Origin of the sequence: Pseudoalteromonas sp. MMG010 (assembly GCF_018100905.1) — a bacterium.
GTDB lineage: Bacteria > Pseudomonadota > Gammaproteobacteria > Enterobacterales > Alteromonadaceae > Pseudoalteromonas.
On the sequence record NZ_JAGJEG010000001.1, the window covers coordinates 470,724 to 485,251 of the forward strand.

The 14,528-nt window shown below is 35.4% G+C and carries 9 protein-coding genes; 3 read left to right on the forward strand and 6 right to left on the reverse strand.

The window, feature by feature from the left end; all coding sequences use genetic code 11:
• Positions 1 to 219: 219 nt before the first annotated feature.
• Both J8L70_RS02215 and J8L70_RS02220 read right to left on the reverse strand, forming a co-directional pair.
• Positions 220 to 1,431, reverse strand: a complete 1,212-nt coding sequence (locus J8L70_RS02215) for a hypothetical protein (protein WP_211053836.1) — start codon at positions 1,429 to 1,431, stop codon at positions 220 to 222.
• A 9-nt stretch (positions 1,432 to 1,440) separates the two neighbouring features.
• Positions 1,441 to 2,550, reverse strand: a complete 1,110-nt coding sequence (locus J8L70_RS02220) for a hypothetical protein (RefSeq protein ID WP_211053837.1) — start codon at positions 2,548 to 2,550, stop codon at positions 1,441 to 1,443.
• A 447-nt stretch (positions 2,551 to 2,997) separates the two neighbouring features.
• On the opposite strand from J8L70_RS02220, the gene J8L70_RS02225 reads away from it, so the two are divergent.
• The 3 genes from J8L70_RS02225 (at position 2,998) to J8L70_RS02235 (ending at position 9,625) form a co-directional block, all read left to right on the forward strand.
• Positions 2,998 to 4,554 (forward strand): 5'-nucleotidase C-terminal domain-containing protein, encoded by a 1,557-nt coding sequence (locus J8L70_RS02225; RefSeq protein ID WP_211053838.1) that lies wholly within the window; start codon positions 2,998 to 3,000, stop codon positions 4,552 to 4,554.
• The gene (locus tag J8L70_RS02230) at positions 4,547 to 6,208 is read left to right on the forward strand and encodes a diguanylate cyclase (RefSeq protein ID WP_211053839.1); all 1,662 of its coding nucleotides are present in this window, start codon (positions 4,547 to 4,549) and stop codon (positions 6,206 to 6,208) included. The genes J8L70_RS02225 and J8L70_RS02230 overlap by 8 nt, the downstream gene beginning before the upstream one ends.
• Before the next feature lie 537 nt (positions 6,209 to 6,745).
• Positions 6,746 to 9,625, forward strand: coding sequence for a TonB-dependent receptor (locus J8L70_RS02235; RefSeq protein WP_211053840.1), 2,880 nt, complete (start codon positions 6,746 to 6,748; stop codon positions 9,623 to 9,625).
• A 399-nt stretch (positions 9,626 to 10,024) separates the two neighbouring features.
• Here the strand turns inward: J8L70_RS02235 and J8L70_RS02240 are convergent, their stop codons facing one another.
• From J8L70_RS02240 to J8L70_RS02255, 4 genes are all read right to left on the reverse strand, one after another.
• Positions 10,025 to 11,218, reverse strand: coding sequence for a diguanylate cyclase (locus J8L70_RS02240; RefSeq protein WP_211053841.1), 1,194 nt, complete (start codon positions 11,216 to 11,218; stop codon positions 10,025 to 10,027).
• A 216-nt stretch (positions 11,219 to 11,434) separates the two neighbouring features.
• The gene (locus J8L70_RS02245; protein ID WP_211053842.1) at positions 11,435 to 12,523 is read right to left on the reverse strand and encodes a polysaccharide lyase family 7 protein; all 1,089 of its coding nucleotides are present in this window, start codon (positions 12,521 to 12,523) and stop codon (positions 11,435 to 11,437) included.
• A gap of 139 nt (positions 12,524 to 12,662) precedes the next feature.
• Positions 12,663 to 13,154, reverse strand: coding sequence for a gluconokinase (locus J8L70_RS02250; RefSeq protein ID WP_211053843.1), 492 nt, complete (start codon positions 13,152 to 13,154; stop codon positions 12,663 to 12,665).
• A 14-nt stretch (positions 13,155 to 13,168) separates the two neighbouring features.
• A complete protein-coding gene (locus J8L70_RS02255; RefSeq protein WP_211053844.1) occupies positions 13,169 to 14,407 on the reverse strand; it encodes a divalent metal cation transporter in 1,239 nt (412 codons plus the stop codon).
• Between the last annotated feature and the right edge of the window lie 121 nt (positions 14,408 to 14,528).

Here is a 14,528-nt window from a genome sequence, read left to right on the forward strand (position 1 = left end):
GTATCTATTTTATATTCCCATTAAAAGCCCTGTTATCTTATAAAGCGCTTTTAATATACCTGTACTTAAAACCTCTTTAGGGCATTGTTTATAGTCAACCTCACGACACTTATAATTACGCTTGTTGTGATTAAATCTGGTTGCGTTTATCACGTCACGACCGCTTTGTTAATAAACGCATATATCTACGCTACAAAACACAACCAGCATCGTTACCTATTACTTATTTTTATCATCACTTTTAGACTCAGATTCATTAATTGAATTACCTTTGTTCTCGCCTGGAATCGATAGTAATGAAATTAAATTACTGTGAGTAATGATATTTTTTAAATCGGTTAACAAAGCAGCCGGTTTTTTATCTGGGTTGTTTTCATCTTCACCATGAATAAAAAAGATCGTTTGTGATACTTCATTAGCAAGTTTCTCTTTAACATTATTATTAAGTAAGTAAGCCAAAAATAAATCATCATCAATTTCAGAACCAAGTAATAAAGCTAAAAATAAAAATCCAGTGTTATACGTTAATTTCTCATTATTTATATCTTTATTACCTAATAATAAACTCCCTAACAACAGCCAAGCGGCATGAGAGGGAGTAATAGCACCATCATTAACATGTGATAATAATTTTTTTAGATACTCATCGCGCTTTTCTAGTAATAAATTTGAACGCAAAAAGTGTAACCCTTCACCAAAGTTATGCTGCTCATTCATATACTCCTCATGAAAATCAAAACGTTTGGAGTCTTTTAAAATAATGTCGCTAAAAAGTGAAATCTGTTGCTGTTGATCTACATTTGTTGCATAAAAAAAGCTCGCCAGCTTTGTTTGCATAAACTCATGCGAAAAATTTTTATTATCAACAATCCCCATATAGGTTTTATCCATAATAAGTTCTTCAATTGAATTTATTAACGTTAATAAATCTTTTTCTAAGCGCTCATAAAATGTAGGTAGAAGCTGCTCGATGCTATTACGCTTGCTATCACTTTGACCATTATTATAAATAGCTTTCTTTTCATCGTTCATCATCACAACAGGGTTTGAGACTAAAAAAACGATAAAGCTGGTACAACTGCGTTTTGCATCTAACGCGTTTCGAGTCAGCACTGAATTTAATGCCGAGACTCGGTCAGCGTCTTTTTGATGTAACTCTTTTAATTTGGTTAAGCTATCTTGCTCTTGTAAGTTGGTCGCTATCAGCGCAATTTTAATCGCAACCCAAGCCCCAGCAAACCCGATGGCAATACTGCCTATAGCATCTATATAAGCCGACTCATTTTGCGTGATGCTTTTAGGGGAAGGAATAAACTCCCATAATATATAGCCTCCAGAGTGAACTAAACTAAAAATAGCAACTAAAATAACAATTAAACCCAATGTCATTAATAGTAGTTCAGTGATACTTTTATTTTTTCCAAACAACATAACGACCTCTTATTCTGTGTCCGCATCTTTATCTAAAATAAGCTGTGCTTTTTCTTTTGTAATTTTCGCAATATCAGCCACTAACGTTGAAAATTGTTGTTCACTCAATGCTTTTAATGTTTCATCTTGGCTAAATACTTGCTCACATAATGTTTTTACAATAACTGACTCATCAACTTGATAAAGCTTTTTAGCAAATTGTTCGGTACTAACACCACTATCAAATATAGCTTTAAACTCTTCACTGTAATCATCTGCGACTTGGCGTAATAAATTCACAGCACGAATCACTTGTTCTTCAGAAAAGCTTTGTTCATTATTAAGCATAATTCTGATTTCGTGGAACACTTCACCATCTCTTTGATCATATGCTGTAGTAATAAATTTTATTGAAGAGGTCAGCTTTAGGTTTAATAGCCCTAATTTGATCTGGCGATCTAATACTTCTTGTTTGCTGATCACATTTTTTGAGAGGTTGTATATAAATGGCGTTGAAAAAACCACTTCGGGTTTATTATCGTAAATTATACGAATAGAGAGGCTATTATCCTTTTTCTCATCAACATAATTTTCTGTCGCAAAGCCGGTATATAAAATAAAGCGATCACCCTCTTTAGTTTTATATTTCCAGTCTCGGCTGGTAAATGCACAAGTAATAACGTCGCTAACACTGTGTTTAACTTCACTCTGCTTTGAACTTTCTGCTTGTGTTGTTTGCGTTGGTGTTGAATCAGCCATGCAATCGGTGATAATTTTTAACACTTGTTTCGCTATCACTGGGCTGTTTTTTACAATTTCTTTTACTTTTACTGCAACTTCATCGGCTGCTATTTGCCAGGTTATGTGAGCAAATTTATGAATGCCAATTTTAAATTGATCTTGATCTAGATTTATTTTTTCATCAAGTATTGCTTCTAATTCTTCATCGATAGCGAAAGGTTGTTCTTCATCGGTTAAAAAAACCACCACACAGTCAACGGTCTCTGTATCATTGCTTGAAAAAATATAATGCTCTTGGTTAAGTGTAAATTTTAAAGTGTTTGGCGTGTGCTCACATTTAAGTTCACCATCTGTAAGCTCGGTAATTGCGCTTTTTACTAAATTGATCAACTCACTCATTATCATTCCTTATATCACAGCAAACAAAAACCAATAACAAAGAATTAATTTTTACACATTTGCTTATATTCGTTAATACAAAAACACTATTTAATACTTAAACATATCAGTAATTACATATCCCTTAAAGCTATTTATCATTTCATAAATGATTATTTACCAACTAATCAGATAGTTATGTCAGCTAAACTACCTCAATAAACAGTTAAATTTATAAAACCATGACCAAAAAATTGAAACACCGTTCATATTTTTCGCCGAAAAAATATTAAAATAGATCAATCACCATACAAAAAAATGACGATTCATTAATATTTCCACCTTTTTTGAGTAGATTTAATTCATTTTTTGAACAATAATGTCCCTTAAAGGGGAAAGTTAATATTGAGTTAATTTCTGCCACTTTAAAATAATGGATAATAATAAATAAATGGAGTTGTTTTTCGCATGATGGTTCGCGCTTTCAAACTAATTAAAATAATGACAATGCTTGTATCTATTACTTTAAGTATGTCGTTATCTGCCGCTCCACCCCATGCACATAAAGTAAATATCGTATTTGCTGCAAGTATGAATGAAATAAATTTAGAAATAAGAAATGGTTACGCCCCCATTGCACATTTACTAAAACAACAACGACAATCACCAACACCTACTTTTTTCTTTTTTGGTGGGGCCAGTGTGGGCCCTGCGATGCTATCTACCTTTGATTTGGGCTCTCATATAATCGATTTACTTAATAAAATTGAACCCGATGTAATGGCAATTGCTAAACGTGACTTTAGCTATTTAGAAGATGAGTTAATATTAAGATCTTACGAAGCCGCTTTTCCATTTGTATCTACAAACTTAATTGATAAAAGAAGAAAAACGCCACTTGAAGGGATCAAACCATACTTTATTGCAGAGCAAGGCCCCTACAAAATTGGGGTTCTGAGCACCTTATCAAGTAGAGCAATCAATGAATATAACCTTAAAAATATACAGATTATTGATGATGTAAAAATTATCAAACAGTATGCAAATGAGTTGAGGCACCAAGGGGTTGATTTAGTCGCTTTAATAGATACGGGATTTATTGAAGATACAACCATATTGTTAGAGAATAAGGTTGTTGATATTATTTTCACTAAAGATTCATCTGCGGCATTTCGAACAGATAGAAAAATAACCACCCACCCTCGTAAAGTGTTTATTGAAAATGTTGATGATATAGCAGTATCAACAATTAGCTGGAATACGCCAGATGATATAGTTATAGAAAATACATTCTATCCCTATAGCTCTCAGCCTAAAGATGCTGAAATGCAGAATATGTTGGCAGATTATAAAATTCGCTTAGATAATTTATTAGATGAAATTATTGCCACCACAACCACTGACTTTTCTACCCGTAGTATTTACATTAGAAATCAAGAATCGTTATTTGGCAGCATAGTAACCGATGCAATGAAAGATCATACCGGAGCTGATATTGCACTATTAAATAGCGGCACGATCAGAGGGCAGTCTTTTTATAAAGCAGGGCAAAGTGTTAGCCGAAAACATATTTTATTAGAGCTGCCATATCGCAATAATGTGGTATTAATGGACTTATCTGGCCAAGAAATTCGCTTAGCAATAGAGCATGGTTTAAGCGGGATGGATAAAATCCTCGGTTTATATTTACAAGTATCGGGGTTAGAAATTACCTATAACAGTAAGAGTCTTGTTGGTGAGCGCATTGTTAGCATAAAGCATAAAGGAAAAGAGATTTCAGATGATGACCATTACAAAGTCGCCTTAACTGACTACTTAGCCCTAGGCGGAGATAATTTTTCGATGTTCGCTCATCATTCGCCACTGTATTTTAGCCAACAAAATTATAGTTTACTCTCAGATGTAGTCATTAATCATATACGTAATTTACATGTTATCTCATCTTCACCAAAGCTAAGGTTGAATGATATAGCAAAGGGTAAATCACAGTTTATAACCTCCGATGAGCAACCTAATAATGAGTAAAATTATTAATACCAGTTCACTTTCTACTCTAGTGTCTGGTTCATTTGTAATTATCGTAACGTTAACACTTATTAGTACTTTCGCTTCTTATAGCCGCTTACAAGAGTTTAATCTTATTGTTTCTGATATTACCGATAACTCATTACATGAGGCGACAAAAGCAACTAAGATAAACAGTATATTAAAAGAAGTATTATATTTAAGTGAGCGCTTAACAACGGCAAACAATCAAGTATCCCGACGGATCTCTTTAGAGTTATTAATGGAACAAACGACTGAGCTTGGTTATTTATTGCAAAGTAGCGAAAGTTCAACTTATTTAAACAGCCAACTTGATACAATAAAAAATGAAGTTGCAGCGTTAAATTTATTAGTAACGACAAAAATCAATAATCGATTAATTATTCAAAATAAAGTGAATCAATCATACGAATTACAAAATAAAATAATTAATGATTTTAATGAATTAGGAATAGATAGCCGACTTCTTGATAATATAACCATGAATGTCGTGCGCAGCGTCTCGTTAAGCCATAAAGCGTTAACGCTTGAAAAACTGCAACCGGTAAGACAAATTTTTAGAGACGTTCAAAGTAAATTACAGCAAATATCAAATACTATTGCGGCGAATAACCTGACTAAAAATTCAGATTTAGCTGAAACATTACAACAGCTACACACTTTATTTTTGGCTGATAAAGGTCTTCTTAATTATAAAATTAAGCAATTACAAATTAAAGGTCGCGCTCGTGGCCGAGGCAGTTTTTTGCATAATTTAATTGCAGATGCCTCAAAGTCTTCAGAATATAGTTTTTATAAAACCAATGAGTCAATTATAAAAAACTCGCGACAAACAGAAAAAAGAATTGCAGAGCAAATTAAATGGTCGATATCGTTAGCTTGTGTTGTGTTTATTTTACTTGTGCTCACTATTTATTTAATAAACCATAAAATTGTAGCGCGCTTAGTGAGTTTAAATGCCAAGGTCATTCAGCGAATGAAGTCTCACGATGTTGAGATCGACACCTCTGGTAATGATGAAATAAGCCATTTAGCTCGCTCTATTGTATATTTTGCAGAAAAAGTTGAAAAACAAAGGCAAGAATTAAAAGCTCTTTCATTAACTGATAGCCTCACAGGCGTGTCTAATCGCCGGGCTTTAGATGAGCGTCTTAATCATGATTTACAAATAGCTAAACGAAACCAATGGCCACTCTCTTTATTAATTTTAGATATTGACTACTTTAAAAATTACAATGACTACTATGGACATATAGCGGGAGATGAATGTCTGGTAACGATTGCCTCAATCTTAAAGTCAGTTCCTCTTCGAGATTCTGATAATATTGCACGCTATGGCGGCGAAGAATTTGTTATTTTACTTCCCGATACTGATAAAAAGGGAGCGCAAACTAAAGCATTGCAAGTCATACATGCCATAAACCGATTACAGTTGCCTCATGAAAAAAGTTTGGTTTCTTCTCATATTACAGTCAGTATAGGAATTAGTACGTTTGATAAAATTGATAAAATCACTCTCGATGATGCTTTAAAATCAGCAGACAAAGCACTTTATTTAGCTAAAAAGACAGGGCGCAACAGGTATTGTCATGCCGAGCCACAATTAGTCTCTACGACGAGCAAAGCAAGTTAAAGATAGTAAACTACAATTAATTATAACTAACCACTAAAAACATAAATAAAACCTAAAATTTACATAAAGCAAACCTTTAGTCTTTATTTTTACTTTTTTAATAAAGACTCAAACGTAACAATTTAATTTACCAATTATTCACCTTTCATACAGGGTTCTTTTTACAAAGTACCTAATCGCTTAATTTCTCACTATCAAACTGAAATTCAAGTCAATATCTAACTCAAAAAATCACTTTAGACTTTGGTCTAAGAAAAATTGTTAACCAAATTGGTAACAATTAAAATAACCAATAACTAAGCCCTATTAACTATTTTTTTTGATATTTTTTTTATACTTTAAACATAATTAAAAACAATTAGTTAACATATTTGGTAATACCAATCACTGAATTTTTGGTAAAAAGCATTTGAATTAGAATAATAAATACCCTAATGTTAACAATGTTACCAACACACACACACACGGTAACAACATTGAAATATAGAAACACTGATTAACTAAATACACACACATACCCTAAATTGGGAGAGATACATGAAACTCAACAAAATCACATCATCTTTAATTACAAATAAAACAAAATGTAACCAAACACTGATTAGCGCAGCTTTTTTAGCCCTACTAACCTCCACAGGTGTATCAGCGCAAGACGAGCAAGCAGCTGCTCCTGCTAGTGATATTGAAGTCATCGAAGTTAAAGGCATGTTAGGCAGTATGAAAGCCGCGGCTATGCTTAAACGCACAGATGGACGTATTGTTGATGCTATTGTTGCAGAAGATATTGGTAAGCTTCCTGACAATAATATTGCTGAAGCATTACAACGTATTACGGGTGTATCAATCAATACTGATTTTGGCGTTGGTGATAGCGTTTCGATTCGTGGTTTACCTCAAAACCGTGTTGAATTAAATGGTCGCTCTACAATTGGTGATTCACGTGACGGTATCAGCTTACAAGATTTCCCTTCAAGCTTCTTAAAAACAGTTGAAGTTGTTAAATCACCAACCGCAGATATGATTGAAGGCGCGTTAGGTGGTACTGTAAGTATGAAAACAGTACGCCCACTCGAGCTTGATAAACTAACCGGCGCTGTGTCAATCGATGCAGAGTATTCAGACAAAACAGAAAACATTGCCCCCATTTTTAGTGGTTCAATTGGTAACAACTGGGACTTTGACGATGCAGGTACTTTTGGCGCCATTTTTATGCTTTCGTACCAAGATCGTGAGCTACGTCAAGATCAATATATAGCCCGCGCATTAGCAAGTGATATTGAAATCGATGGTTTAACAGGTAATGCACCCGATGGTGAATTTGTTGTACGTGACCAACATACTATTGAACAATACGTAGAAGGACGCGAACGAACTGCAGTTAACCTGTCTTTACAATGGGCGCCTAAATCAGGTGACGGTATGGTTTACCTTGATTTAAACACCACTAAACGCTCTGGTGAGCAAAATGGTACTTCTATTATTGGTGTAGGTGGCTCTTTAGTTACCGATTCAAATACAACGCAAGATGCCGGTGGTCAAATTAATAACTACACCTTAACTGGTGAGTACGCCATTCCTAAAACATACAGTGATTTTCGTGAAACAGATTCATTCTCTCACGCATTAGGCGGTGAATGGATGTTAACTGACAATATCACCATATCGGGTGAAATTGCGGTTGCATCATCTGAAAGTACACGCCCTGATTCTGAATTTACCTTACGCCCAATTGAGCGTGAATTAAATGCCGATGGTAGCCAAGCAAACCACTTATACGATGGCACTTTTTATCAATCAGGGAACAAATTACCAAGTATTATTCATTCAGACCCTGGCGCATACACAGACCCTGAAAACCTTGCTTTACGTACATTTAAAAGCGAGTTAAAAAACACTGACAACGATGAAACAGCCGTTCGTTTTGACGTAGTTATTAACGAGCCACTTGATGTTGAATGGTTAACTAAGGTTAAAACCGGCTTCCGTGCAACTAAACGTGACTACGAATATGAACAATATAAAGTAGAAGTTAAAGATATCTACAAAAATGCACTTAATGCTGATGGTTCATATGCAACACCTTATATTGATGATTTCAATGCTTTATTCCCAGGTAGCTTTGTAACAAATACTTACGATAACTCGTTTGATCAATTAGGTTTATCTGGTCAAAATGATCTTCTTACTTCTGCTATTTTCACTGGTTTAACTAACCCAGCTGAAACTTACGCGCAATTACAACAATTACTAGCAGGTACATCTTTAGCCTCTACTGGAAGCTTCGAAGATAACCTTGAGTTTCAAGACAGTGCTTATCGAGACATCAGCGAAAATACAACGGCATTTTACATTTCAGCATACTTAGATTTTGAAGACATTACGGCGATTGTCGGTGGCCGTTATATCACTACCGACCTTGAGTCTTCTGTTATTCGTAATGGCGTACTTGAAACCGGTGAAAATGACTACAGTGACTTTTTACCAAGTGTAAACGTAAGTTATAACTACTCTGACGATACATTGGTACGCTTTGCTGCAGCGAAAGTTATGCGAAGAGCAGACTTTGGTGAACTAAGCCCTGCATTCGATGTTAACAACGATTCAACGAAAGCGACACAAGGTGCAATCGACCTAGAACCGTACCGTGCAACACAATATGATTTATCAGTAGAGCATTACTTTGGTACGGGTAACATGTTGTCATTTGCAGTATTTTATAAAGATGTTGAGTCTTTCTTAAGTACAGAAAATACCTGTGTTGCTGATTCATCAACGCAATCAGGACAAAATGTAACTGAATGGTACGCGGTATGTCAGTTAGACTCTGCCGGTGTATCTAACTCTGAAATGGTATTCTCTAGCTCATCAGAGTTTAGCGATGCCGCTGGTTTTGCTCACGTAGAAGCGTTAAGAAACCAAGGCCTTACTGGTATCGATACTGAAAAAGTAACCAACGGTGAAAATGGTAAAGTACAAGGTTTTGAAATTGGTTACCAACAACACTTTAGTTCATTACCGGGAGCATTCTCTGGCTTAGGTATTAGTGCAAACTATACTTATGCAGATAGTGAACAACCCAATGGTAGCCCATTATTAGATATTTCTAAAAATACTTATAACTTACAAGGTTTTTGGGAATACTCTGATTACGCAGTACGTTTAGCGTATAACTACCGTGATAGCTTCTTAGCATCTGAAAGTGAAAAACGTGTACTTAATTTCTCTAATAACTACCGTGCTGATAGAGGTCAGTTAGACTTCTCTGCAAGCTGGGATATTAACGAGCAAGTAACAATGGTTGCTAACGCGACAAACTTAACGGGTGAGCCTTCAATATTTGAGTCTGAGCTAGGAAGTGCTTGGAAATACACTGAAGCGGATCGTCGTTACACTATCGGTATTCGTGCTAAGTTTTAATTGAAATCAATTACCTTGTATTTTAATAGGTAATAATCCAAAAAACAGTTATTGTTAACTCAATAACTGTTTTTTCATCTCCCCTTATTTTATCTAGCTATTTTTCAATTAAATTTAACCCCTATTTTAACTAAAAATTACACCTAAATTATCGCTAAAACTGTTTAAATATAAAAAATTGTTTAGCCTATACGACTAAACATTAAAGGCATCATACAGATACCAATAAATAAGCTATATTAGCAAGAGAAATGTAAACGAAATAAAAAGGGCAACAATGGCCCTAACAGTAGTTTTATCAGCGTTAAACAAAGTTAAAAGCGAGAATAAACCCATTATAGTTCGCAATAGTATCACTTATAACTTTATTACCATTAAGCAGCTAAATATATACTTGCTTTAGCTATTTTCTTGATAAATAGTGACTAAATTACGGCCATTTTGTTTTGATTGATATAAGGCCTCATCAGCAAGACGTAACGGCTCTTCAATGTCACTATGTTGGGGTTTAAACATAGCGACACCTGCACTAATGGCTAAATCAATGCTTTTATCTTCAAATTTAAATGGCGTATTTTTTATTTGCTTACGAATATTTTCAGCAACATGAAAACAGCCTTCGCTATCGGTTTCGGGTAATAACATCACGAACTCTTCTCCACCAAAGCGAGCAACAAAATCGCTTGTTCTACTATTTTCGCGTAAAAGGGCCGAAACGTGTTTAATAGCCAAATCTCCCGCCGCATGGCCATAGGTATCATTTATTGTTTTAAATAAATCAATATCAAATATAACGACGCCTAGAGTTCGCTTATACCTTAGGCTGGCTGCAACAACTTTCTCAGCTTGCAAATTAAGTGCCCGACGATTCAATAAACCGGTCAAATGATCTACGTTAGCATCGTACTGTAATTTATAAGCAAATTGGCTGATCTTATCAACCATCGGGCGAAATACTAATAATGCTTCAAATATAATAGTTAAAATAATGATACCTAGCACCACATTTTGTGCAAATCTAAGCTTGTTGACTTTCTCCACACTTTCTCGCTCATATAGCCCTACTACTTCATTTAATGCGTACAGTAAAGGCTCTTCAGCTAAAACCAAAAAACCCGACTTAATTTGCGAAATTAAGTCGGTTTCCGACGGGTTTTGTAACGCATCATTAATTTGACGAGAAAAAAGCTTAATTTTTGCATTCACATTTAGCGGCTCTTCAAAATACATCTTCAATAACGTGGGTGATAAAGGTGATTTTTCTCCGTTATTTAATGCCTGATAATGTGGCTCTAATAACCAAGTGTGATTCTGCTGCATTTTATCTAATGCGTTTAAGGCATATGTTTTTGCTTGCTCAGTCCCTAGCATTAAATATTCCATAGCAAATAAACTGGATCGTTGTGATAGCATCCTTTGCTGACCACTGATGTTAACAACTTTACCGGTAGCACTTTGCTCAGCAATCACTTTATCTAACATAAAATGTACAATAATAGAGAGCAAAGCAATTATAGACAAAGAAATAACATAAGTATAAGCAAGTGATTTTATGGGGTTTTTTATTTCAATCGAGGCAGCTGTTTGTGTCATTTGAATATCGCTATTTAATACGTGAAGGTAAGTTATTTGCTATGAAAATAGATAACTTATATATTAAATGTTAATTTAGCAATGTAATCCAAGATTCTCAATGTTTATTGTTTTGTTAATCGAATTAATTAAAGCCACATAAGCAATAAAAAAAACTGAGTAGCTTAATGTAAAGTGACTTTAAATATGTTGAGCTAAACGATTACTACAACTACTTTATTCGTTATCAGGTAGGTATCCTGATGTCGTTGTTAAAGCCATAAAGGTTACCTGAGTATAATCACCGTTTAGCTTATCGGTTTTCCAATCGCCAGTCCCCGGACAAGCGGGGTAACGAAAGCTTGGTTTATCGGCTGTGCTACATTGGTTATAGGCACCGGCTTTAAAAAAATGCCCTTCGCCTTGATAGCCTTTGGGGTGATCTAATGTATCTTGCACGCCGAACGCATCAATATTATTTGCTAAATTAATTTCGTACTTCATTGTCCCGTGGCGCTCATTAGTGAAAGTTAAATACATGGTATTATCAACGACGTTCACCTCATAGCTAAACGGTTCATCAAGAGCAATACCTTTCTTTGCAGGCTCGCTTTTATCTAACCAGTCATTTCCCCAAACCGGGTAACTGATATCGATTCTATTTGGATTATCTTTTTCTAAGTTACGCTCATAGTTCCAAAAAACAGAGCCATATTGATGATTTGGCCACTTTTTAAAATAAATTTTTAATGGTTCATTGCCCCAGCCGTAACCTTCACCTTCCGCTTGTCTGGCTGGATCTTGTATAGCATGCACTTGGCCTACCACCACAGAATATGCTGTGGGTTTTTCAGCATACTTAGCACGCTTTGAAACATGATTAACCGAAAGAGTGGCTTTTAAATTGCCTCCAATTTGTGCAAATTGTTCCGCGCGACGGTTATTTTTAAGTGCAAAGTTATTCGAAAAATCTTTTTCCTGGGCTAATTCCCCTCCTAACATATTATGTAACTCACTGCGAGTATTGGTAGAGTTAACCGATGTTATGGCTTTATTTGGTGCAGCAAACACCATATTCCCTTCATCGTTAATATAAAAGTAATCGGGATGATAATAACTTTGTAGCTCTTTTAGGCGTATTTCATCAACAACACCATCGTTATCAATGTCAGTTGGGGTGTTGATTTGCCATTGTGACAGATCAAATTTTTGTGCTGGTAAAATAACCCCCTCAGCAGCATTATTTTTCGTGCTATTTATACACCCTGTTAGCATAATTGAACTCACACACAGTGCGTAAAAAGGTAACTGGTTACTTAATTTCATAATGTATACTCCTACTCGCGCTAAATTAATTTTAATAAAGCCCGAGTGATTAATTAATGTTTATGGCACATAAACTTTGTTGATTGCCATCAATCAATAAAGCTCTATACGCCCTAACAAATTGCAACTGATACCCAAGCTATGTCGCACTTATATAGCGACTAATTTTTTCCACTATGTCATTTACCGATGCTTTAACATCGAGTGTTAAACCATATTGTGGTAATTCAAGTGTATTTAATTGTGATTCGAGTAACGATGCATCAAAGAAGTGATCTTGGCGAGAGTTGAGTCGAGATAATAATAGCTCGCGAGAGCCATGTAACATCACCCATTTAATACTCACCATACAATTAGACGCTAAGGTAATACGATAAGATTCTTTTAACGCTGAGCAAGCTAAAACAGCTCCTTTCCCTTCTTTTTCCCAAAGACAAAGCTGCTGAGATAACTGCTCTAACCAAGGTTTTCTATCGGTATCATTAAGCGCTATCCCATTTTTCATTTTTTGAATATTTGCTTTGCTATGAAAATCATCCGCATCAAAAAAAGGCAAGTTTAATGTTTCGGATACAGCCTTACCCACGGTTGATTTACCTGTACCCGATACACCACAAACAACAACAATCATATTTATGCTCCTAGTTACTCAATCAGTCCTAGTACACCGTTATACGAAATAATGATAGAAAACAGCAATGCCAGTCCTAACACAAAGTTAAGTAAATACCCGGCTTTATGCTCTTGCATTAGTTTCTTGTTATTAATCATTAAAATAATACCTAAAATAACTAAAGGTAAAACAAACACATTAAATACTTGGGTTAAAATTTGCCCTTTTACTGGATTAAAGCCAAATACCGGAATCGTTAACGCAAATAATGCCGCAATGCCGGTAATTATTTTAAATTGTTTAGATTGTGTATCGAGCTTACCAGAGCGGTAATCCTCTATAAGTAATGGTGCAATTAGCATACACGGAAACACCGATGATAAACCCGCTGCTAAGGTTCCAAAGAAAAATACAGTGAGCGCACCTTTACCTGCAATAGGCTCTAACGCAGTGACCATATCAAGTACTTTTGTTACTTTTTGTCCTTCATGAAATAACGACCCCGCAGCCACTGCCATGACCGCAGCACTAATAAGAAAGACTAATACCGCAGCAACTATCGCATCTTTTTTCTGTTGTGCCTGATCGCTTATATCCCAACCCTTACCCTGAATAAACAACGGTCTTGAAAGAAATGTTGCGGCCGCCATGGTTGTTCCAACAAATGCTGCCACCATCATTTTGCCGCCCTCAACATCGGGGATCACAGGAATTAAACCTTGCACCACTTCAGCCGGCAATGGGTGCACGACAAATAAAGATAAAACAAAAGATAGCCCCATACACGAGACAAAAATAACTAACACTTTTTCAAATAAAGAATACTTGCCAATTAGTAAAATTGAGTACATTACGCCGATCACCAGTACAGCAATACTCAGCACCACTGCATACTTGTGCTCACTGACAGAGGGGAAATACATAGCTATCATTTCATATAAAATATTGGCCGAAATTCCCAAAATTCCCATTAACGAATTCCACTGACCAAAACTTACGCCAATGATAATTAAAATAGCCATGGGCTTGCCAAATTTTAAATGCTTTTTGAAGCTGTATAAGGCCGTTTCTTTCGTTACTAAGGCAAAATTACCGTAGGCATAAATAAGTACCCCAGAAAAAAGGCAACTTAGTAATAAAACCCATAACAATTGCATACCAAAAGTACTACCAGCAACAATCATCGCTGTTACACTTCCCGTACCTATGGTGTAACCTATCGCTAAAAAAGCAGGTCCAAAGCTCAATATCGATCTTAATATTGCAGACACATTGTCTCTCCCAAAATGTTGTCAGTGACAGGAAAATCAACTTTACCTGTTGTGTGTGAGGTTATTGTTACCACCCAAAATGTGTGTGTGAGGGTGTGTGATTTATACAGTGTATAAATTA

Bases quoted from the DNA above. Each gene is read 5' to 3' on its own strand.
- J8L70_RS02230 (WP_211053839.1), top strand. From the start codon at position 4,547: ATGAGTAAAATTATTAATACCAGTTCACTTTCTACTCTAGTGTCTGGT.
- J8L70_RS02225 (WP_211053838.1), top strand. From the start codon at position 2,998: ATGATGGTTCGCGCTTTCAAACTAATTAAAATAATGACAATGCTTGTA.
- J8L70_RS02250 (WP_211053843.1), bottom strand. From the start codon at position 13,154: ATGATTGTTGTTGTTTGTGGTGTATCGGGTACAGGTAAATCAACCGTG.
- J8L70_RS02220 (WP_211053837.1), bottom strand. From the start codon at position 2,550: ATGAGTGAGTTGATCAATTTAGTAAAAAGCGCAATTACCGAGCTTACA.
- J8L70_RS02235 (WP_211053840.1), top strand. From the start codon at position 6,746: ATGAAACTCAACAAAATCACATCATCTTTAATTACAAATAAAACAAAA.
- J8L70_RS02240 (WP_211053841.1), bottom strand. From the start codon at position 11,218: ATGACACAAACAGCTGCCTCGATTGAAATAAAAAACCCCATAAAATCA.
- J8L70_RS02215 (WP_211053836.1), bottom strand. From the start codon at position 1,431: ATGTTGTTTGGAAAAAATAAAAGTATCACTGAACTACTATTAATGACA.
- J8L70_RS02245 (WP_211053842.1), bottom strand. From the start codon at position 12,523: ATGAAATTAAGTAACCAGTTACCTTTTTACGCACTGTGTGTGAGTTCA.